Raw genomic sequence first — 18,471 nt, forward strand, 5'->3', positions numbered from 1 at the left:
GCGCCTCGCTGATTTCTGATAAAGCTAATTTCGTTTGACTCGTCGGGCAAAACACCTGTATAAGTGCATCATCGAAGAATACCCGGTGCAGCGTTGGCACGCATTCCGAGCGCGACCGGACTGCGATGGCCGGCCAGTGCGCAACCCGCGCACCGGCGAGACGTTTGTCTCCTGAGCGCGTGCGGTCGGGACTATTTGATGCTGACGAACATGCCCCAGGCGCCGGCCAGCGCGGCGCCGGCAAAGACGATCAGCGGGTTGTTGCAGAACGCACTGCCATAGGTGCACATGGTGACGCCGAACGAGCCGATCTCGTGATGGCTCGCGGAGTAGAACAGTCCCGACAGTACCAGCAACGCGGCGGCGACGTAATACATCGATGATCTCTCCGGCCCTTGCCCGATTGCGTTGGTCGCAAGGGACATTGTCCAGCATGGCGCGAACCAATTGCATCCTGGCGAACCCGCCCTGCTGCATTTGAACTAAAGTCGACCAATCCCGGGAGATGCCGTCCCAGCGGGCCGCAATCTGAACGTGCGATCGGGGCCAGAACATCTGCGCGGGAACTGTTGGACGCGCTCTCCATTAACGAACACGAACAGTCGGACCAATCGAGGGGAGTGGCCCATGGGCACCGAGCGGATGCACCCTCCGCGCTACTGGCGGATGCGGGCGGAAGAATTTCGCACCAAGGCGGACAATTGCGAGTACCCCGAGACGCGGGACGTGCTGCGCAAGGTGGCGCAAAATTACGACGAACTGGCCCGCCGCGCCGCGCGCATCTGCACCGTCGAGAGCCTGGACGAACTGCGGGGGGGGGGGCGCCAACAGCAAGCCGGTTTGATCGTTCAGGGCAAACCCGCTTGATGGTTCACGACGAAGCCGATGATCGGCGGGCGCGATCATGGGGCGTCTAGGCCGTCGCTTCCATCAGAAGCGCTGCCCGTGCGATTTGGAACGAATGTCCACTTTGCTACTTAGGAACTCAGTCCTCCAACGAGGGATGAGATGAGCAGCGAACAGCAAGCAGGCCCGGCAACGAGGCCGGATCAGCATTACAAGCCGGGGCCGGCGTGCCCCAAATGCGAGAGGGGCACGCGCTGCCTGACCTCGATCTTCGACGTGAGGCGCGATTGCTCGATCCTGATCTATCGGTGCGATTCGTGCCGCGAGGACGTCTGGATTTGAGCGCGCGCCGTCGTCGGCCCATCTGCGGGACGCCCCGTCGGAGATCTCATAGCAATCTCGGATAGGAACTTCGCGGGTTTCGCCCGCTTGTCGCCTGCATCGACCACGCAGGCGAGACAGCTACTAATCATGCAATCACGCTACCCGTTGTTGAAGAAGTGGACAGCGGAAGAGCACGAGCGGCTGAAGGCGTTGGCCGAAGCGGGCTCGCGGCCGGACGAGATCGCCGGCGAGCTTGGTCGCAGCGAAGCGGCAGTGAGGGTGCGCGCCTGGCAGCACGGCATCGCGCTGCGCCTGGTCACGCAGAAGCGCGGACCCTGAAGACCGGCTGGGTCGAAGGCGGGCATCCCGCCCTGTGTTCACTTGTGAACGGTCCTCAATCGTCTCTCGACGTACTCTGCGAATGGGCAGCAACACGGGAGCTTGTCATGCTCACCCGCGAGGACTTCGAGACGGATCTCGACCGGCAGAAAATGCACCAGCTCGATGCAAGCCAAACGACACGACAATTGCTGCGCCGTTCGCGGGAGCAGATCGCGGCATCGATCTCACTGCTTCAGCAGCAAGTTCCGAAGATCTGGCACCCTCAACCTCCAGAACGATAGAAACCTCTTCCGCCGTTCCCGCGTTTGCGCGCATGGCGGATCAAGACACCAGGCAGCGGCCGATTTGTGCTGCGTGCAACAAACCCATGACATTCATCGACGCGGTGAGTTCACCGGACGGCGCGATGGCCATCTTCCGGTGTTCCGGCTGCAACAAGCTGTCTTGGGAGAAGCCCAGGCAAGATCAAAACTAGGCCGTCGAAAAGAAACGGCCCCAGCCCGGGGGGCGAGCTGAGGCCGTGGGGGGCGCCGGTCGTGCATCCGGACCGACGCGCGAATAACTTTTTGATCCCAAAAGCTGTTCCTATTTCAGGCGAGCGTGGACATGGCGCGCCGCGACGAAACACGCCTGAAACAGTGCTGAAACCAGGTTGTCTCGAACGCCCCGCCCATTGCGCCCGACCAACCTAGCGAAAAGGAGATCATCATGATCCAGGTCGGTTCGAAGGAAGAAGTCGCGTTTTTGCTGGCGCTGTTCGGCACACACACCCAGCCGGTGAAGCGGCCGGCGAAATCACGGCAGGCGTGAGGCGCTGATCCCATGCCAGGCTTGGCCGAATGCCAGAGCCTCTTGCGGCTTCTGATCGCAAGGGGCGACCCGAAGGCCATCCCGCTCGCGACCGGCGCCATCGATCAATATCTGAACACCGCGCCGGTGTGCATGCGCGGCCGTGGCCTGCGCGTGCTCCAGCGCGACGCGCTCGACCAGCATGGCACTGCGGTCGGCGTGCAGCGCTCGTTCGCGGAAACGGTGGATGCCTACATCGTCGGGAAGCTTGCGGAGGAGTGAGGGGGCCGAATGTCGTTTCGCCCTGTCGCTTTCGGCTTCCTGAAGAGGCACGAACGCGGTAGGAACCGCGAAGTTCCCGGAACCCATTGATCTCCCATAGATTTTTTCGCGACTTCCGGAAACCTTTGTCCGCTTCGGACCTATTCGGGCAAAGGATGCTGCAATGCCCCGATATTATTTCGATCTGCGCGACGACACCGGTGTAGCGCTCGACGAGGAAGGCTTGGAGCTGGCCAGCTGGCGCGCCGTTCAGGCGGAAGCCGCCAAGTCGGTCGCGGACATGGCGCGCGATGCTATCCTCTCCGCGCCTGCCGCGGGCGGCAGGCAGACGATGGCGATCGACGTTCGCGATGCCAAGGGTCCCGTGATGCAGGTCAAGTTCTCGTTCGCCATCGAGACCTTCAGGACGCCTGCGGCATCACGCGATCATTGACGCGTGAGAACGCCCGGCGGGGATTGCTCGGGCTCGAGCACGGCGATCTTGCGGCCGAGCTGCCAGACCTCGACCTTGCCGTGCTGCGTGAACTGCTGCGCGAAGGTGAGGGCGTTCGCATCCGACGCGGCCTCGAACGCTTCGGCCGATCGGAACACGCCGTTGTCGCCGACCAGGTAAGCGCGATATTGCTGGGTCATGTCGGTGGCCTCAGCCCTGGCGATTGCAGCCAGGCGGCAATATCCATGGCGGTCTCGTCCTGCCGCGCCTGGCGCAGCAGCATCTCGCGGCGGCGCCCCGGCGCGAGCGTGCGCGCCTCCTCGCGCAGCCGCGCGGCCTCCGCGGCGAGCCGTTCGTCGAGTGTCGTGGTCTGCTTGAATCGTCGTCGCTTCTGCATGCACGTCTCCCTCGTTCGCGTGGGGCGGGAGCGCTGTTGGGCGTTCTCATCACCGGCAGATGCCAATGGATAAAGCTTACAGCCGTCGTCTGAGAAGAAGACATATCATATGATATGTCGGTGGATTAAATTGCGAGAGCAGGTTCAGTGGTTTGAGCGGGTTACTCAAGTTGAGGCAATGTTCACTTTTGGACAGAAGCGAGCTGAGCTGGCGCGGGAAGGGACGCGCCGGATGATCAGCGTGGCATGTGTGGTCTCTGCGGCCGGCTCGAGCGCTGCCCAGCTCAGTGCAGCAAAGCCGATGTCATCGTCACGCGCGAGAAGATTTCAGAACAACGTGCGTGTGGCTCGCCACCCGATGCGGGCGAGAGGATGAGTTGACAGTGTTCGCGTTTGTTCTAGCAAGGCAAAAATTCACCTCGGGGCGAAGAGCAGTGTATCTGATCTCGCTCCCAAAATTTGTGCGGGGTAGCCGATGAGCAATTCACTGCTCGCTTTGGTCCTTTTGGACACGCCGGCAACGCCGGACATGGCGGCGCTTGCGAAGGCCCTCCGCGCTCGACATCCTGAACTGGCAACTGAGGTTGCAGAGAATGGAGACGCGCAACAGGCTCAGGCAAACTCGCCGCTCATTCGCTGTGGCAACGAGCTTGTTGCCGTCATGTCGATGCCGGCGCCCATTCCTGACGATCTCGGCTTGTGGTCGCGCGCTTCCACGACATGGCCGCAGGCCAAGGCGGCCGCGGCGCGACATCGAGGGCATCTGATCGTCTCTGTGCTTGGCCAAAATCAGCGTCCGTTGCCCGCCGCTCGTCTCACGACTGCCGTTATCGGCGCATTGATTGCGACGGTGCCGGAATGTTGCGCTGTTGTATGGAATGGCAAGGTCGCACGATCCGCCGATCTATGGTTGGACATGTCCAGCCGATCGTTTGCGCCGTATCCAGACTATCCTTCCTCACTGTGGGTGGACATATTGCCGTTCCGATCAAAGACAGGCATCGGAGCGGTAACGATGGGGCTGTCAGCATTCGCTGAGCGTGAAATCGAGTTCGAGACCCACAAGCTGACACTTCCCACGCTGGTCAATAAGGTGGACGGTCTTGCCGTCTATCTGGTTGAGCACGGGCTTGTGGTCAAAGACGGCGATACGTTTGGTCGCGACTCGCGCGAGCGCTTCTCGGCTCGTTATCAGGCCTCCGATCGATTCGAAGGCTTGCCCGTTCTTTTCTGTACCGATGGTTCGGCATAATTGACTGTAACGATACGCGGAGAGAGTTGCGCGCGTCCCATTCAGGATACGTCATTTGACACGTCGGGCAAAACACTGGCAGAATGGCATGATCGAGATGAATTTGGATCGAGCCCGCGGGGGTTGCCGCGGGCTTTTTTGTTGGCAGTTGATGGCCGTTCTTCGTCGTGCCCCGATGGGCATGATGTTCAATGGGACGTAGTCATGGGCGCGGATAGGGCAGTTTCTATTGCGAAACGACCCAGAGCGCGAAACCACAGCTTTTACGAAATGGGCCCTACTACAGCGTGGGAGGCAAAGGGGGTATTGGCTCGAGGACGAAAGTATCCTTCCTCCGTACAGGGTATTCCGTCTGCCGGCTTCTACCGCGCCTGCGCGGTTCGTGTATGATAGATCGGCCGGCAGCTTGCCAATTGACCTGGAGCCCTACTACGGCTGGTGGCTCATTTCGGGTCGGACAAAAGCAGTATTGGAGTGGCTTGATCCGGAGGCCTTTGTGTTTGTGCAATGCACGGTGCGAGTGCCGCATGGTAGCTACGATGGCCCGGACTATTGGATCTGCGATGTTGTTCGCGTCCTTGATGCACTTGATGAAGCGCAATCGCGTTTGACCATCCGAACTGAGGACGATCCTCGCTCCCTCAAATTTGGAAAGAAGGTCTACTTGACCATGCTTGGCTCCAAGCTGATCTTTACAGAGGCTGCAGTCGGCAAAGCGCATATCTTTCGTATGGCTCATAGCGAGGCTGACGTCGTATGCGATCAAGACATGAAGGATGCCTGCAAGTCGGCCGGTCTGATGCATAGTCAGTGCAGGCCATACTAAACTGTCGGGGCAGCTTAATCCTGGGGACACATACCGTGCAGATTAAGCTACCCGAAACGGACCTCAAATCAGCCCAGAGCCTCCTAACCCTTGAACTCAAGGATGGTAGCGGCCAGCACGTGGGCCAATACTTCTTCGGAAAGGGACACGGCCGAACGGTTTTCCTGTTCGGCAAGTACAAGGGCGCCTTCAAAACGCACGCTGAGTGTCAGGCCTTCGTCGACGGCGTTCTTGCAGTGCTCTTCCCCTGAGAGTGGGTAGCAGCGACTGCCCTGAAAGGAGTGGAATGCTGGCGAAGGAAGCTCGCCGAAGCGGAGATACCAGATCGATAGAGGTTTGACATGATGCCTCCAGAACAGACGGGTGCGAACCCTTTACTGCGCGACCACACCCTTGACGCCCACATGGCGGCTTCTTCGACCTTGGTCTTGGAAAGGTCGAGCTCGCGGATCGGGTTGCCATTGGGCGCGAGAAAGGCGATCAGATCGAGGAACGCGGCCTCGGCCGCCCTGATCTCGCCTATGCGCGGGCGCTTGCGGTCGTTGAGTTCGACGCCGCCCAGCTCGGTCACAGCCTCGCTTGCGTCTGCCGGCGGCGCCTGATCGGCCCGCATCTCCGGAGGCTTGGCGTTCGTCTTCGCGTTCATGGTTGCCTCTCGTGGGATTAGAGGAAGTCACCGCCGAAATGATCTTCGAGCTCGTTGTCGCGGCGGTCGTAGATCACCAGCGTTTTGAGTTTCTTGGGCCGGACTTACTTCTGACCAGCAGCGGATCGACGCGATTATCCAACGACGACGTGATGAAACCGGCGCGCATCGAATGTCCGGAGAAGGCCGCCTCGTCGACGCCGGCGGCCACGATCGGGCTTCGCGATCCGCGCGACGGATCTGTGGGACTGGGCGCCGACGGGGCCGTGTCAATCGACTTCGCGGAAGACCGAGCTGCCATTGGCCGAAAGGCGGGCAATCTCGCATCGATCGTCAAGGAGAGCTGTTTGTAAGTCCGCCCCATGGCAACACCTCCAGATGGAAGTGTTGCACTTCGTTTGTGAACTCAGGAGACCTTTCCGCCTCGAGATAGGCCCGCACCGCGGCCATCGGGTCGACGAAAGCGCCAGGAACCACTAGTCTGCAACTTCAGTCGAGGATAATACTTGTCTTCGAAGGCTACATCCCGCGAAACTGGGCGATAATCCTGGTCATCAGCGGATTTGGTGTGCCGCCCGCTTTGATCGGCTGGCCCAGGAAACGCACGATCTCCCAGGCTCAATGAGGCGGAGGCAGGCCACCGCCGCCGGCTGGAGTCCGTTAAGGGCGGACCCATAGCAGACCTCAGACATAGCTGCCCCTGAGGTAGCGGACAGGATTTCAATGCGTATGCGGCGCCGCCGAACCCGTTTTAGATCGCACGATGTAGGCCTTCCGCAGTCGTAGAAGCGGTTTCTCGAAGAACTCGAATGACAGCCCCGCCAACGGTGCGAATGCCGCGAAAAGCACGCTCGCAGCTGGGAGTGCCCACCAAAAATTGGCGTCTTGGCCGGCACGGTCTTCGATGAGGGGTATCGAGACTTCGCGCAGGAAAAAATGCAGGAGATAAATCGAATATGACCACTCTCCGACCTTGCGAAGGCAGAGATCAACCTTTGGAGGAACGCTTATTCCTGAGTTGTCGTACCACGCCACGAAACTGCCAAAGGCGACGGCCTGCGCCGACGGTATTATTATCCACAATGCTGAGGGAGACGGATAGGCCCCATCGAGGTTGAAGAAGCCGCCCTTGGCATCGAATATTTGCCAGAAGACCAGGAACAGCAGCCCACACGTGAAAGCCAAGATGCGACGTGCCTTTACGCCAAGTCCAGCCGTTGCGAAGAACATGCCCATAAGAAATTGGTCGATCGCCCCGACAATGGTCCAATACGCCACGAGCTGGACCTCTCCGTATTTTACCCAGAGGAGCGCACGCAGGCAGAGGCTTAGACAGATGCCGATGAGTAGGGCACAAGGCCCAAAGCGGTTGCTCAGCGCAAGTAGGTACGGGAACAGCAGGTAGAAGTGAAATTCGACCGTGATTGACCACGCTCCGTTCGGCAATGTCGGCAACAGGACTCCGCGCCAGATCTGATTAAAGTAAATTGGAGACCCAACGTGAAGCTTGCTAAGAATATACCAAGCGGCCAAAGACCCGGCGAGCAGAGGTACTAATCTTACTGCTCGACTCCAAAGAAACGCGGGATAGTTGATCGCTTGCCCGTTGACCAGCTTGGCGAATAGGTAGCCACTCAGTGTCATGAAGAGCCCAACGCCAACGTGGCCCTCTTCCACCAGCGCGAAAGGGAACGGCGGCACGGTCGAGAACGGCACCGGAAATTGAGTAGTTAAATGGGTGAAGTGCCACACGAAAACGAGGTAGGCCGCCAGAGCTCTTATGTGATCGAGGCGAGAAAAATATAAGCCACTGCTGGATTTCATGAAATCACGAACCATGCTCGGTCTAAATTGACCAGATATGCTAGGACCAAGTCTTCGGTCTGAGCCTGGAGTGCGGCGTTCCGATAGATGACAATCTCGGACTCGTCAGCCCTGCGAACTATCAACTTCGCCGTCGAGAAGCAAAGCGGCACGCCGAGTTCGTGGGCAACGTCTCGTTAGGCCTGATGCAGAGGCCGGGATCGGCCGACGTGCCGATAGTGTCGTTTTTCACGCGATCGCTTTTGCTGTTGAGGTCTTTGAAGGCGCTGCGACTTCATTTTTGTGATCAACCTAGACGAGCAATCCTTCCAGTTTCATAAGGAGCGGTCTGCCATGGGCAATTTCTCTCAGAATGGATTGTTTGGTTAGCAAAGCCTTAGTGGAACTGATGATCGTTTAAAGTGGCCGGCCGCAGGGACGCGAGTTCGCATTGGGCCGCCTTCATGGTCCTCTGGTCGCCGAATGCGCCCGTGGAAGATGCGTTGACTGCTTGGTCGCCGGTGAGCATTAGTTGCGCCTCCTCGTATGGATTAAAGGCCGCGCCGGTCGCAAGGCCGTTCGCGTGATCTCAGGGGCCATCGGCGAGCTACCGCGTATGTCTGCTCAATGAAGCGCTTTGTTAAAAGGGCAGATCGCGAGCAAAGCATGCTGTTTCCGGCATCGCTCGATGACTATGTGACCGTGGATAATCCAGTGCGGCGGTCGACGTGTTCGTCGAGAGTCTAGATCTCGGCAAGCTCGGGTTCATCGGCGTCCAGCCATGGGCCGACCCAGCCATCACCCGGGTACGATGCTCAAGCTTACATCTACGGCTATCTTAATTAGGTTCCGTCGAGCTGACGCTTGGAGCGGGAATGCCAGCGCAATATCGAGATGATCTGGTTGACTGGCCAGCTGGCGCCGGATTTCAAGACGATCTTTAAGTTCCGCAAGGACAATGGCAAGGCCATTCGTGAGGTCTGTCGCGAGTTCGTAGCGTTGTGCCGAAAGCTTGAGCTGTTCAGTGCGGCGGGCATCGCCATCGACGGGCCAAAATTCAAGGCCGTCAATTCGCGGGACAAAAACCTCGCAGGGGCCAAGATGAAGAGGCATGAGCACGGAAGCGAAAGGGCGTCTAAATCGCGTTGAAGCAGGTAGGGGCACCGGATGGCCACAATGGATCGCCGATGGGCTAGCATATGAATCGGAAAGGCCGGCTCTGGAATTTGGCTTGCCCGGAAACGCAGCCGCACCGGAAGCCGACGAGCGGCGCAACATCCGAATCTTGAGTCGGGTTGCAAAAACCTGATACTCAACAGCCTGCGGCGAACCGCGGGCTGTTTGTTTCGGCGGCGGGTGCACTGCTTCTCGTTACGCCGCAGGCGCCCCGAACCACCTCGTCAGCGCGTCCGCAAGTCCGTGATGACTTTGATCTCTCACCCAGGCCACGTGCCCGTCCGGCCGCACCAGCACGGCGCTTGGTACTGCGACTTGTCCGATGTTCGGAAGCTCCCAGGCGCCGTCGTGTTCGACATCCACTGTTTTGATGCGATCAGCCCATGGTGCGGTATCGAAGCTATTCTTCTCGCCAAAATTGAACAGCAAGCCCCGCGCGTCGTGCAGCAGCGTGAATAGTCGCAGCGGACGCCCTTCGACTGTCAAATCGAGATCGGGGATGCGGCGCCCGAGCAGTGCGTGTCCTTTGCCGAGATCATAGTGCACGTCGAGCCCGCTCATCATCGCGCCAAAACGCTTACGCGGCTCGTCCATGCCGAGCAGTTCGGAGACGACCTCACGCGCGGCCTTGAGGCCGTCCTCGCCGCGGCGGAGCAAGGCGATTTGCGCCATGGTGTTGCGCAAGGTCCGCGCGCCGACGGGATGGCGCTCGGCATGGTAGGTGTCGAGCAGGGTTTCGGGCGATAGGCCCTTGACCACTTGCGCGAGCTTCCAGCCGAGATTGACGGCGTCCTGCACGCCGGTGTTGAGGCCTTGTCCGCCGACGGAGTGATGGATATGCGCGGCATCGCCGGCGAGCAGCACGCGTCCGCTGCGATAGGACGCGGCCTGCCGTGCCGCATCGGTGAAGCGGGAGATCCAGGACGGGTTTTGGAGCCCGAAGTCGGTGCCGTATACGGCGACGAGGGCTTCGCTGAGATCGCGGGGGCCGGGCGCGCCCGTGCGATCGAGCGTCGCTTCGGTCACGACCACCAGCACGCGCCCACTCGCGGTCTTGCTGAGGCCGTGAAAGCCGAGCGCGTCGTGGCGCAGGCCCCATTCTGGCTCCACTCGCATCTCGACTTCGGCCATGAGGTTGCTCAGCGTCGGACCTGTGCCGATGAAGTCGATGCCGGCGGCCTTGCGCACCAGGCTGCGGCCGCCGTCACAGCCGACCAGATAGTTTGCGCGCAAGGTCTCGCCGCCGGAGAGCGTCACGTCGATGCCGGTCTCGTCCTGCGCAAAACCCGTCACCTCGCGGTTGCGATAGATCGGCACCGCGAGCTCGCTGACCCAGTCAGCCAGGATGCGCTCGATGTGGCTCTGCCGCAGGGCGAGCCCGTAAGCGTGGCGGGTGGGGAGGTCGCTGATGTCGAGCCTGGTCCAGGCGAAGCCAGCGAGCTGGGTGATCTGTCCTTCGCGCAGGAAGCGATCCGCGACGCCGCGCTGGTCGAGGATCTCGATGCTGCGCGCGTGCAAGCCGCCGGCGCGCGTGCCTGTTAGCTCCTGGTCGGCGCGCCGTTCGACCACGGCGACGTCGACACGCGCGAGCGCGAGCTCCGCGGCCAGCATCAAGCCGGTCGGGCCAGCGCCGGCGATCACCACCGCGTGGTCTTTCACTTGGTCTTGCGCGTGGCGGGCGCCAGCCCCTTTGGCGTGGCCGCGCGTCCGGGACGTCGGAAGCAGTACAGGCATGTGATGACCCTTGGTGTTGAATGGTGTTCGGGTCGAGGGTTCTACGGCAGGGTCGGGGGCTTGAAGCAAGCCCGTTGCACACCACATATCTGAGTGGGGAGAGAGAATCCTTTGTCCGCGTTCGCCGCGTTGACACGTCGGGCAAAACACCGGCATAATGCCATCATCGAAAAAGAGTTTGGTTCAACCCGCGCGGACGCGATCCGCTGCGGGTTTTGTTTTGCGTTTTCTGGGCTTGCGACCTTCAGCAGATGCCGGTGGTCCGCTGCATGGTGCTGGCGAGTTCCTCGAACGAAAACGGCTTTCTGATCATGGGAAGGCCGTCGCGCCGGGGTTCACGCCCGGACAATTGCAGGATCTTCAGTTCCGGGCGGTCTCGCCTGGCCCGCTCGGCCAGTTCATGACCGTCCATGCCAGGCATGTTGATGTCGGTAATGAGGATGGAGATATCCTGGTTCTGCTTGAGCCGGTCGAGCGCATCGTGGCCGCTCCGGGCGCTGATGACTTCGCAGCCGAGATCTTCCAGCATGTCAACGATGACGTCGAGCACGCTGGGATCGTCGTCAACAACCAGTACGGTATGGCTCATCGCACAACGTTCCTTCTGAAGGAATAAACGCGGCCGCCGTGGCGTAAGTTCCGGCGAGATGCGCCCCGTCTGCGGAGCGGCCTAATCGTCCTTCGACAAATCGCCGGGCTTGGTGGGAAGGTCGATGGGGCCGCCCTCGCCATTCACGAGATCGCAGTCCTTGTCCTCCATGTCGCCGGCGTCCTCAACGACGGCTTCCTGCGTGTCCCGCTCCTTGTCGCTGCGCGGCTTTCGTCCAGGAAGATTTGGCGACGTGTTTTGTGAGGTCGTCTTGAGTGTCATCTGCCGGCCCTCCTGATCGCCTAACGCGGCTTAAGCGAATTCGTTCGTTTGACACGTCTGCGAAAACACTGGCAGAATGGCATCATCGAAACGAGTTTGGTTCACCCGCGCGGAAAGCTTCCGCCGCGGGTTTTTTCGTCTCGATCGAGATCGGACGGCCGCGGCGCGTTGCGGCCACGCACTCGTCGAACCTGGTGCGCCGCCGGCCGTACCATTGCTGGCCGCGTACGCGCGAACGTGCCGGCCCACGGCGCTGGGCCAGTGCTCGCGCCGCTGCGGTCTCCGGAGCCAATCTGGTTGTCTCCTACTTCGCTACGCGCGGCTTCGAGAACTTTGAAAGGATCATCAAGCGGTGAAGATGACAGATGATGAAGTCAGGGCGATGGTTGCCGAGATGCTGGCTGAGCAACATAGGCTTCAGCAGGCGAACTTTGATGCCATCGTATTGCGGACGGTGGCATCGGTGCTGGCGTCTTTCGGAATTGATAATGACGATCGAAAGGAGCTAAGGGCGGATTTTCAGCATCTGCGCCGATGGCGAACGAGCGTCGAGCAGGCGCAGAGCTACACGCTCAAGGCCGTGATTACGGTGATCGCCACCGGTCTGATGGGTGTGGTTGGGCTAAGCGTCAAGGTCGTGCTCGGCAAGTGAGCCTCAGCCGCGACGACATTGCTGCATTCCACTCACGTCGTCCTTACCCAACGGACCGTCTCATGCACAGAATTCGCATCGTCGATGCATCCGATGGCGACATCGCCGATACATTGGTTGACCTTCACCGGTTGACGTACTTCAATGCGGCTCCCTTGCCACAATTCAAGTTAGGGGCGTGGTGGCTTGCCTATCACGGCGCTGAGCCAGTAGCCTTCGCCGGTATCGTGCCGTCAACGCACATTCGAAATGGCGGTTATTTCTCCAGAGTCGGTGTGTTGCAGCGGCACCGGGGACGTGACCTCCAGTGCAGGCTGATGCGGGTGATCGAGGCAAGGGCACGGCGTACTGGACGGGACAGCATCGTCCCGGATACGACGGACAATCCGGTGTCTGCCAATAATTCATCCGGGCGGGCTATCGGCTCTTCGAACCCCATGTGCCCTGGGCTTGGCCGCATACGGTACTGGCGAAAGCGGCTTCGCTGAACGAGGAGCCAAGTTTCCCGTGGTGCGGAACGCGATTCACGCAACGCAAAAATGGTTCGCGCGAGATGAAGCGAAACACGGAACGTTCAAGGCCCGGCAGCTTGACAGCTGCCGGCCCTGTTTGCGTATTGAAGCGATGCGGGCGAAGGACTTGCGAAGTCCGCGGTGCCGGGCTTTAAGTTTGCTCCTGCGGAAAATTCGGCAACGATAAGCCGATGTAAGGGAGCGCCGTCGATGCCCACCAAGCCTCAATTGCCGGAACGTTCGTCGCGGGCGACGGGCGCGCCTACCGCGCTCGATGGTCTGCTGGTCGTCGATTTCACGCGTGTGGTTGCCGGCCCGGCCTGTACGCAGACGCTTGCTGATTTCGGCGCGCACGTCATCAAGATCGAGAATCCAGACGGAGGCGATGACACGCGTGCGTATGAACACGCCGAGATCGGTGGAGAGAGTGCTGCCTATCTGAGCCTCAATCGCAACAAGCGTGGCATCACGCTCGACCTTACCGTGCCGGAGGCTCGTGAGATCGCGCTGGATTTGATTCGCCAGGCCGACGTGGTCGTCGAGAACTTCTCCAGCGGAGTCATGAAGAAATTTGGCCTGGACTATGAAACTGTTGCGCCGCTCAATCCGCGGCTGGTCTATTGCTCGATCTCCGCCTACGGGCGCACCGGGCCGTTTGCATCGCGTCCCGGCTTTGATCCGATCACGCAGGCGGAAAGCGGCTTCATGTCGCTCAACGGATTTGCCGATGGCCCGGCGGTTCGCACCGGACCGCCCATCGTGGACATGGCGACGGGGATGTCTGCCTGCAACGCCATCCTGATGGCGCTGTTGGCGCGGGATCGGCTCGGTCGCGGCCAGCATGTCGAGGTCGCCCTGTTCGACGTCGCGATGGGCATGACCGGTTTCTATGGCATGGCCTATCTGATCAACGGCGAAAATCCCGGTCGGTTTGGTAATTCGCCGAGTGGCTCACCTACCGTCGGCGTGTACGAGGCCTCCGATGGACCGCTTTACATGGCCTGCGCGAACGACCGGCTCTATCGCCGGCTGGTGGTTGAAGTGCTGAACAGGCCCGATCTCATCACCGATCCGCAGTTTGCAACGCGCAAAGCCCGCTCCGAGCACAAGGAGCTTTTGCGAGCAGCCATCGCGGAGGTCTTTGCGAGCGATACTCTCGAGAACTGGATGACCAAGATGAAGCTGGCCAATATTCCGGTCGGCTATCTCCGAACGGTCGAGGAGGGGTTCAATGCACCGGAGGCGCGAGAGCGCCATCGCTTGAACCGGATTCCGCATCGTACGGCGGGGTGGGTCCCGAACATCGAGCCGCCGATTGCCATGAGCTTGACCGGCCCGGTTGATCCTGTGGCTGCTCCGTTGCTGGGCGAGCACACGGAGCAGGTCTTGCGCGATACGCTCGGTTACGACGAGCGTCGGATATCGCAGTTCACCCAAAAGGGCGTTTTCGGGTCGGGCAAACCCTCGACGTCGGGCTGAGCCTGAAGGGCGATCCTACAGGCCAGGCCTCGCGCGGCTGGCGGACCATCGCTTGGCAATGCCGCCACCTTCGCTGTATCGCATCCTTCCCGCGCCTGTTCAGGACGGCCATACTCAGACAGCGCTGCCCCGGCTTGATTTGGCAAGGGTCTCGCCGCATAAATGCATGAAAGCGAGGGATACGAATGGCGCCTGGTCAAGAGCGGAGCGTGGGCCGGCCCGCAGCGGCGCAATCCGATGAACCTGCCCATGCGGCAATGATCGCGAAGGCCCGGGCGCTCGTCCCACGGCTGCGCGAGCGAGCGGCCCGGACAGAGGAGTTGCGGCATCTGCCGCCGGAAACGGAGAAGGATCTGCACGACGCCGGCCTGTTCCGGATGCTTCAGCCTAGGCGCATTGGCGGCGCCGAGCTCGATTATGTCGCCTTGATCGATTGCGCGGACCTGCTCGGACAAGCAGACGCCTCGGTGGCCTGGAATCTGGCCAATCTGGCGAGCCATCACTGGATGCTCGGCATGTTCGAACCGACGGCGCAGGATCTGGTCTGGAGTCGTGATCCGGACACGCTGATCGCGTCCTCGTTCATTTTTCCGGCCGGACGTGCCACGCGAGTCGAGGGCGGATACCGGCTCCACGGCAGCTGGCCGTTCTCCTCGGGCGTTGCCTCCTGCGCGTGGAACATGCTTGCAAGCGTCGTCTACTCCGACGATGAGGCAGACGGCATCGAGTATCGGATATTTCTGCTGCCGAAAGCCGACTACAAGGTTCTCGACACCTGGAATGTCGCGGGGCTGCGCGGGACAGGGTCTTGCGACGTGGAGGTCAGGGACGCTTTCGTGCCTGAGGACATGACGGTTGCGGTCGGCGATCTTGACGGTGGGCCGACGCCGGGAAGCAAGCTCAATCCCAACCCGTTGTATGCTCTCCCGGTGTTCTCGCTATTTCCCTACGTCCTCTCTGGCGTCGCGCTGGGAAACGCGCAGGCGTGTCTCGACGATTATGCGGAGGTCGTCCGTCATCGCATTTCCACCTACAACCACGCCAGGCTGAGCGACTTTCAAAGCACCCAGATCAAGATCGCCGAGGCCTCGGCGAAGATCGACGCTGCACGCCTGATCATGCGCTCGGCCTGTCTGAATGCCATGGAGGATGCAAGGCGGGGTCATATCCCCGATATGGCGACCAAGACCCGATATCGGCGCGACGGCGCTTTTTCAGTAAACTTCTGCACGGATGCGGTGTCGATGCTGTTTGCCGCGAGCGGAGCACGGGGCCTGTTCACGACGGGCGCCTTGCAGCGGCAGTTCCGCGATGCGCACGCGATCAATTCGCATCTCGCGTTCAATTTCGATGCGGCCGGGACCAATTATGGACGCGTGGCGTTGGGCCTGCCGTCCGAGAATCTCACGCTGTGAGGCCGGCCGATGAATGATCTGCCGAAGCAGCCGGCCGTTCCCGATCCGGCCAACGAACTCGCAAGCGACAGCTCGCCGATCGATCCCCGTGATTTCCGCAGTGCGCTAGGCACCTACGCCACGGGAGTGACGATCATCACAGCCGCGGCTCCTGACGGCAAGCCCTATGGCCTGACGTGCAATTCGTTTGCCTCGGTCTCGCTGAATCCTCCGCTGGTTCTTTGGAGCCTGGTCGTCTATTCCTCCAGCTTGACCATCTTCCAGAATGCCAGTCATTTCACCGTCAACGTTCTTGGCGTTTCGCAACAGGCGCTTGCGAGCAAATTTGCCAAGTCGTCGGATGACAAGTTCACCGGTGTCGACTGGACGCCGGGCCTCGGCAACGCGCCGGTGCTCGCCGAGAGCGTCGCCAATTTTCAATGCCGCTCGGTCAATCGCTATTACGGCGGCGACCACGTGATCTTTCTCGGTGCGGTCGAGGCTTATACTTACAATGCGAAGGAGCCGCTGCTCTTCGCGCGAGGTGCGTTTGGCCGATTTCTTGCCGACGAGCGCAAGTAGTCACTCCAAGCGTGCTTCAGCTCGCGGTCGACGGTTCGGCGTGCCCCGCCGAAAGCTTGTAGATTTCGAGCGCATCCGCGTCCGCGCCTCGCGCGGCCTTGGCGAGCCTGAAAAGTTGTCCGGCAAGCGAGGCCATGGGCACCGGGGTCGACGTCGTCTGCGCGACATCGGCGACGGTATCGAGGTCCTTGAGCATTGTAGCGATGTGACCAAGCGGGGGTGAGTGAATGCCCTGGACCATCCGCGGAACGAACAGCTGCAACGGAATGGAGTCAGCAAAGCCGCCGGCGAGTGCTTCGGGCAATCGGTTGGCATCGATTCCGGCGTTCACGGCAAGGCGTGTTGCCTCCGCAAGAACGGCCATCGCGCATCCGACGATCACCTGGTTGCATAGCTTTGTGGTCTGGCCGGCGCCGGTCGGGCCCATGTGGGTGAACCTGCGTGCCATGGCGAGCACGTAGGGGCGGACCCGCTCGATATCGCTGGCTTTTCCGCCGGCCATGATGGCAAGCGTGCCTTCCTCGGCCCCCTTGGTACCACCGGACACCGGCGCATCGATCCAGCCCGCGCCGTTCGCTGCTAACAATCGCGTTGCAAGGTCTCGTGCGGCGTCAGGATGGATCGACGAGAAGTCGACCACGAGCTTGCCCGCGCCGGGCGCAGTTGAGATGCTCTCGGGCCCGAAGATCACCTCTTCCACGGCAGCCGCATCCGTCACGCACATGAAGACGATGTCCGAGCTCTCCATCAAGTCGCGGGGGGTGGCTGCGCGCCTGGCACCGGCCTCCACGAGTGCGGCCATTTTCCCTTCCGAACGGTTCCAGACAGTGATCTGATGGCCGGCCTTGAGCAGGCGCCGGCTCATAGGTGTCCCCATCAGTCCAAGGCCGAGATAGCCGAGCCGCTCGACGCCTTGCGGGTCTGTCTTGCTTCCTTCAGCCATAGGTTGCCTCATCTGTCCCTCCGCGACCGCGCGACGCTGCGCTACCATACATGGCGTATCCCACGACGAAACCGCCCGGCCTGCATGGCTTGCTTGATTGTTTGAACCATGAAACATTTGCCGCGGTCGGGTTGGATGGCGCCGGTCGGCGCCTGGGCAGCGGAGTGGGCACGATGCGAACCGTTTCGAAGTGGATCCTGGCTTTGGGGGCGGCAGCCGCCGTGAGCGCGAGCGCAGGCTCGTCATGGGCACAGCAGACAATTCGCGTCGGCTGGACGATTCCGGCCGAGGAATCCAAATACTGGATGATGCGCCGCCCGGCTGAGTTTCCCAATCTCGGCAAGACCTACAACATCGAATGGACCCAGTTTCAGGGTACCGCTCCGATGACGCAGGCATTGGCGGCGGGCGCGCTGGATTGCGCGACGCAGGCGCCGCTGTCGCTCGCCAACGGTGTGGTTGGCGGCAACCTCAAGGCCTACATCGTGGCGCAGCATGTCTTCGAGAAGGCCGGTGGTTTCTCGGTCTACTGGGCTGTCATGGACGACTCCCCGATCAAGACGATCGCCGATCTCAAGGGCAAGACGGTCGGGATCTCCGTGATCGGCGGCGGCACCCAGGGCCCGTTCAATCTGTTGCTGAAGCAGAATGGCATCGATCCGGCCAAGGACATCAAGCTGGTCGAGGTCGGCTTTGCCGTCTCCGAAGATGCGTTGCGGCAGGGCCGCGTCGATGCGGTCAACATGAACCAGCCGTTTGCCGCGCGTGCGGAGGCAAAGGGCGGCACGCGCAAACTGTTCTCGCTGTCGCAGGCGATGCCGAACATCGTGCACATCCTGGAAGCCTGCCGTGCCGATTTCGTCCACAAGAACCCGGAACTGGTCAAGGCTTACGTGCGTGACATTACTTCCGGCATGAAGAAAGCGCTGGCGAACCGCGAAGAGACGTTGAAGGTCGTCAACGAGGTCCTGAAAGCACCTATTCCGGTTCTCGAGACCTATCTGCTCAAGGACAATGATTTCGGCCGCGATCCGGGGGCGGCACCGAATTTTCCCGCGATCCAGAAGATGCTGGACATCTACGCGGAGACAGGGATGCTGCCAAAATTGGATGTCGCCCAATTCAAGCATTCGACGATTGTCGCTCCGCTTCAATAAGGCGATCGGGGCGACTGAACCAAGCGAGAAG

The 18,471-nt window shown here is 60.9% G+C and carries 22 protein-coding genes and 2 pseudogenes; 15 read left to right on the plus strand and 9 right to left on the minus strand.

Features of this window, described 5'->3' with window-relative positions; genetic code table 11:
* Positions 1 to 191 precede the first annotated feature (191 nt).
* Positions 192 to 377, minus strand: coding sequence for a hypothetical protein (locus IVB07_RS12085; RefSeq protein ID WP_018454867.1), 186 nt, complete (start codon positions 375 to 377; stop codon positions 192 to 194).
* A 250-nt stretch (positions 378 to 627) separates the two neighbouring features.
* Here IVB07_RS12085 and IVB07_RS12090 point away from each other — a divergent pair, with 250 nt between their 5' ends.
* The 5 genes from IVB07_RS12090 (at position 628) to IVB07_RS12110 (ending at position 3,016) form a co-directional block, all read left to right on the plus strand.
* Positions 628 to 867, plus strand: coding sequence for a hypothetical protein (locus IVB07_RS12090; RefSeq protein WP_018454866.1), 240 nt, complete (start codon positions 628 to 630; stop codon positions 865 to 867).
* Between the two features lie 450 nt (positions 868 to 1,317).
* Positions 1,318 to 1,509 (plus strand): SANT/Myb-like DNA-binding domain-containing protein, encoded by a 192-nt coding sequence (locus tag IVB07_RS12095; protein ID WP_247335279.1) that lies wholly within the window; start codon positions 1,318 to 1,320, stop codon positions 1,507 to 1,509.
* 107 nt (positions 1,510 to 1,616) lie between these two features.
* A complete protein-coding gene (locus IVB07_RS12100) occupies positions 1,617 to 1,793 on the plus strand; it encodes a hypothetical protein (RefSeq protein WP_198293354.1) in 177 nt (58 codons plus the stop codon).
* Between the two features lie 541 nt (positions 1,794 to 2,334).
* Complete coding sequence (locus tag IVB07_RS12105) at positions 2,335 to 2,583, plus strand: hypothetical protein (RefSeq protein ID WP_085350655.1); 249 nt, start codon at positions 2,335 to 2,337, stop codon at positions 2,581 to 2,583.
* A 163-nt stretch (positions 2,584 to 2,746) separates the two neighbouring features.
* On the plus strand, positions 2,747 to 3,016 hold the full coding sequence (locus tag IVB07_RS12110; protein WP_247335274.1) for a hypothetical protein: 270 nt from the start codon (positions 2,747 to 2,749) through the stop codon (positions 3,014 to 3,016).
* Here IVB07_RS12110 and IVB07_RS12115 read toward each other — a convergent pair.
* Positions 3,010 to 3,216 carry a hypothetical protein gene (locus IVB07_RS12115; RefSeq protein WP_018454859.1) on the minus strand — a complete coding sequence of 69 codons (207 nt, stop codon included), beginning with the start codon at positions 3,214 to 3,216 and terminating at the stop codon, positions 3,010 to 3,012. The genes IVB07_RS12110 and IVB07_RS12115 overlap by 7 nt on opposite strands.
* Positions 3,213 to 3,413, minus strand: coding sequence for a hypothetical protein (locus IVB07_RS12120; protein WP_247767656.1), 201 nt, complete (start codon positions 3,411 to 3,413; stop codon positions 3,213 to 3,215). The genes IVB07_RS12115 and IVB07_RS12120 overlap by 4 nt, the downstream gene beginning before the upstream one ends.
* A gap of 475 nt (positions 3,414 to 3,888) precedes the next feature.
* On the opposite strand from IVB07_RS12120, the gene IVB07_RS12125 reads away from it, so the two are divergent.
* Together IVB07_RS12125 and IVB07_RS12130 are read left to right on the plus strand one after the other, a co-directional pair.
* Positions 3,889 to 4,665 carry a DUF4261 domain-containing protein gene (locus IVB07_RS12125; RefSeq protein WP_247767657.1) on the plus strand — a complete coding sequence of 259 codons (777 nt, stop codon included), beginning with the start codon at positions 3,889 to 3,891 and terminating at the stop codon, positions 4,663 to 4,665.
* A gap of 229 nt (positions 4,666 to 4,894) precedes the next feature.
* Positions 4,895 to 5,491 carry a DUF1629 domain-containing protein gene (locus IVB07_RS12130; RefSeq protein ID WP_247767658.1) on the plus strand — a complete coding sequence of 199 codons (597 nt, stop codon included), beginning with the start codon at positions 4,895 to 4,897 and terminating at the stop codon, positions 5,489 to 5,491.
* 208 nt (positions 5,492 to 5,699) lie between these two features.
* On the opposite strand, the gene IVB07_RS12135 is transcribed toward IVB07_RS12130, so the two are convergent.
* A complete protein-coding gene (locus tag IVB07_RS12135) occupies positions 5,700 to 6,137 on the minus strand; it encodes a hypothetical protein (protein WP_247361429.1) in 438 nt (145 codons plus the stop codon).
* Positions 6,138 to 6,175: 38 nt separating this feature from the next.
* Between IVB07_RS12135 and IVB07_RS12140 the strand changes: the two genes are divergently transcribed.
* Positions 6,176 to 6,490, plus strand: coding sequence for a hypothetical protein (locus IVB07_RS12140; RefSeq protein ID WP_247767659.1), 315 nt, complete (start codon positions 6,176 to 6,178; stop codon positions 6,488 to 6,490).
* A 367-nt stretch (positions 6,491 to 6,857) separates the two neighbouring features.
* Here IVB07_RS12140 and IVB07_RS12145 read toward each other — a convergent pair whose 3' ends face one another.
* Positions 6,858 to 7,976, minus strand: coding sequence for an acyltransferase (locus IVB07_RS12145; protein ID WP_247767660.1), 1,119 nt, complete (start codon positions 7,974 to 7,976; stop codon positions 6,858 to 6,860).
* 591 nt (positions 7,977 to 8,567) lie between these two features.
* Here IVB07_RS12145 and IVB07_RS12150 point away from each other — a divergent pair.
* A pseudogene (locus IVB07_RS12150) lies at positions 8,568 to 9,050 on the plus strand (transposase); the annotation flags it as partial.
* Positions 9,051 to 9,311: 261 nt separating this feature from the next.
* On the opposite strand, the gene IVB07_RS12155 reads toward IVB07_RS12150, so the two are convergent.
* From IVB07_RS12155 to IVB07_RS12165, 3 genes are all read right to left on the minus strand, one after another.
* Complete coding sequence (locus IVB07_RS12155; protein ID WP_247767661.1) at positions 9,312 to 10,850, minus strand: FAD-dependent monooxygenase; 1,539 nt, start codon at positions 10,848 to 10,850, stop codon at positions 9,312 to 9,314.
* 244 nt (positions 10,851 to 11,094) lie between these two features.
* Positions 11,095 to 11,439 (minus strand): response regulator, encoded by a 345-nt coding sequence (locus IVB07_RS12160; protein ID WP_085384639.1) that lies wholly within the window; start codon positions 11,437 to 11,439, stop codon positions 11,095 to 11,097.
* A gap of 81 nt (positions 11,440 to 11,520) precedes the next feature.
* The gene (locus tag IVB07_RS12165) at positions 11,521 to 11,721 is read right to left on the minus strand and encodes a hypothetical protein (RefSeq protein WP_247361438.1); all 201 of its coding nucleotides are present in this window, start codon (positions 11,719 to 11,721) and stop codon (positions 11,521 to 11,523) included.
* 352 nt (positions 11,722 to 12,073) lie between these two features.
* Between IVB07_RS12165 and IVB07_RS12170 the strand changes: the two genes are divergently transcribed.
* The 5 genes and pseudogenes from IVB07_RS12170 to IVB07_RS12190 all read left to right on the plus strand — a co-directional run bounded on the left by IVB07_RS12170 (position 12,074) and on the right by IVB07_RS12190 (position 16,340).
* A complete protein-coding gene (locus IVB07_RS12170; protein WP_085384722.1) occupies positions 12,074 to 12,373 on the plus strand; it encodes a hypothetical protein in 300 nt (99 codons plus the stop codon).
* Positions 12,374 to 12,435: 62 nt separating this feature from the next.
* Positions 12,436 to 12,861: pseudogene (locus IVB07_RS12175) on the plus strand (GNAT family N-acetyltransferase).
* Positions 12,862 to 13,095: 234 nt separating this feature from the next.
* Positions 13,096 to 14,364: a CoA transferase gene (locus IVB07_RS12180; RefSeq protein ID WP_247361441.1), complete on the plus strand. Its 1,269-nt coding sequence runs from the start codon at positions 13,096 to 13,098 to the stop codon at positions 14,362 to 14,364.
* A 185-nt stretch (positions 14,365 to 14,549) separates the two neighbouring features.
* Positions 14,550 to 15,779: an acyl-CoA dehydrogenase family protein gene (locus IVB07_RS12185; RefSeq protein ID WP_247767662.1), complete on the plus strand. Its 1,230-nt coding sequence runs from the start codon at positions 14,550 to 14,552 to the stop codon at positions 15,777 to 15,779.
* A 9-nt stretch (positions 15,780 to 15,788) separates the two neighbouring features.
* Positions 15,789 to 16,340 (plus strand): flavin reductase family protein, encoded by a 552-nt coding sequence (locus IVB07_RS12190; protein ID WP_247767663.1) that lies wholly within the window; start codon positions 15,789 to 15,791, stop codon positions 16,338 to 16,340.
* Positions 16,341 to 16,356: 16 nt separating this feature from the next.
* On the opposite strand, the gene IVB07_RS12195 is transcribed toward IVB07_RS12190, so the two are convergent.
* Complete coding sequence (locus tag IVB07_RS12195) at positions 16,357 to 17,283, minus strand: NAD(P)-dependent oxidoreductase (protein WP_247767664.1); 927 nt, start codon at positions 17,281 to 17,283, stop codon at positions 16,357 to 16,359.
* Positions 17,284 to 17,456: 173 nt separating this feature from the next.
* Here IVB07_RS12195 and IVB07_RS12200 point away from each other — a divergent pair, with 173 nt between their 5' ends.
* Positions 17,457 to 18,440, plus strand: a complete 984-nt coding sequence (locus tag IVB07_RS12200) for an ABC transporter substrate-binding protein (protein WP_247767665.1) — start codon at positions 17,457 to 17,459, stop codon at positions 18,438 to 18,440.
* Positions 18,441 to 18,471 lie beyond the last annotated feature (31 nt).

It is taken from the genome of Bradyrhizobium sp. 172, from assembly GCF_023101065.1.
Classification (GTDB): Bacteria; Pseudomonadota; Alphaproteobacteria; order Rhizobiales; family Xanthobacteraceae; genus Bradyrhizobium; species Bradyrhizobium canariense_D.

Bases quoted from the DNA above. Each gene is read 5' to 3' on its own strand.
- IVB07_RS12145 (WP_247767660.1), bottom strand. From the start codon at position 7,976: ATGGTTCGTGATTTCATGAAATCCAGCAGTGGCTTATATTTTTCTCGC.
- IVB07_RS12185 (WP_247767662.1), top strand. From the start codon at position 14,550: ATGGCGCCTGGTCAAGAGCGGAGCGTGGGCCGGCCCGCAGCGGCGCAA.
- IVB07_RS12165 (WP_247361438.1), bottom strand. From the start codon at position 11,721: ATGACACTCAAGACGACCTCACAAAACACGTCGCCAAATCTTCCTGGA.
- IVB07_RS12105 (WP_085350655.1), top strand. From the start codon at position 2,335: ATGCCAGGCTTGGCCGAATGCCAGAGCCTCTTGCGGCTTCTGATCGCA.
- IVB07_RS12190 (WP_247767663.1), top strand. From the start codon at position 15,789: ATGAATGATCTGCCGAAGCAGCCGGCCGTTCCCGATCCGGCCAACGAA.
- IVB07_RS12180 (WP_247361441.1), top strand. From the start codon at position 13,096: ATGCCCACCAAGCCTCAATTGCCGGAACGTTCGTCGCGGGCGACGGGC.
- IVB07_RS12195 (WP_247767664.1), bottom strand. From the start codon at position 17,283: ATGGCTGAAGGAAGCAAGACAGACCCGCAAGGCGTCGAGCGGCTCGGC.
- IVB07_RS12095 (WP_247335279.1), top strand. From the start codon at position 1,318: ATGCAATCACGCTACCCGTTGTTGAAGAAGTGGACAGCGGAAGAGCAC.
- IVB07_RS12115 (WP_018454859.1), bottom strand. From the start codon at position 3,216: ATGACCCAGCAATATCGCGCTTACCTGGTCGGCGACAACGGCGTGTTC.
- IVB07_RS12135 (WP_247361429.1), bottom strand. From the start codon at position 6,137: ATGAACGCGAAGACGAACGCCAAGCCTCCGGAGATGCGGGCCGATCAG.
- IVB07_RS12085 (WP_018454867.1), bottom strand. From the start codon at position 377: ATGTATTACGTCGCCGCCGCGTTGCTGGTACTGTCGGGACTGTTCTAC.
- IVB07_RS12125 (WP_247767657.1), top strand. From the start codon at position 3,889: ATGAGCAATTCACTGCTCGCTTTGGTCCTTTTGGACACGCCGGCAACG.
- IVB07_RS12100 (WP_198293354.1), top strand. From the start codon at position 1,617: ATGCTCACCCGCGAGGACTTCGAGACGGATCTCGACCGGCAGAAAATG.
- IVB07_RS12110 (WP_247335274.1), top strand. From the start codon at position 2,747: ATGCCCCGATATTATTTCGATCTGCGCGACGACACCGGTGTAGCGCTC.
- IVB07_RS12140 (WP_247767659.1), top strand. From the start codon at position 6,176: ATGATCTTCGAGCTCGTTGTCGCGGCGGTCGTAGATCACCAGCGTTTT.
- IVB07_RS12155 (WP_247767661.1), bottom strand. From the start codon at position 10,850: ATGCCTGTACTGCTTCCGACGTCCCGGACGCGCGGCCACGCCAAAGGG.
- IVB07_RS12160 (WP_085384639.1), bottom strand. From the start codon at position 11,439: ATGAGCCATACCGTACTGGTTGTTGACGACGATCCCAGCGTGCTCGAC.
- IVB07_RS12120 (WP_247767656.1), bottom strand. From the start codon at position 3,413: ATGCAGAAGCGACGACGATTCAAGCAGACCACGACACTCGACGAACGG.
- IVB07_RS12200 (WP_247767665.1), top strand. From the start codon at position 17,457: ATGCGAACCGTTTCGAAGTGGATCCTGGCTTTGGGGGCGGCAGCCGCC.
- IVB07_RS12090 (WP_018454866.1), top strand. From the start codon at position 628: ATGGGCACCGAGCGGATGCACCCTCCGCGCTACTGGCGGATGCGGGCG.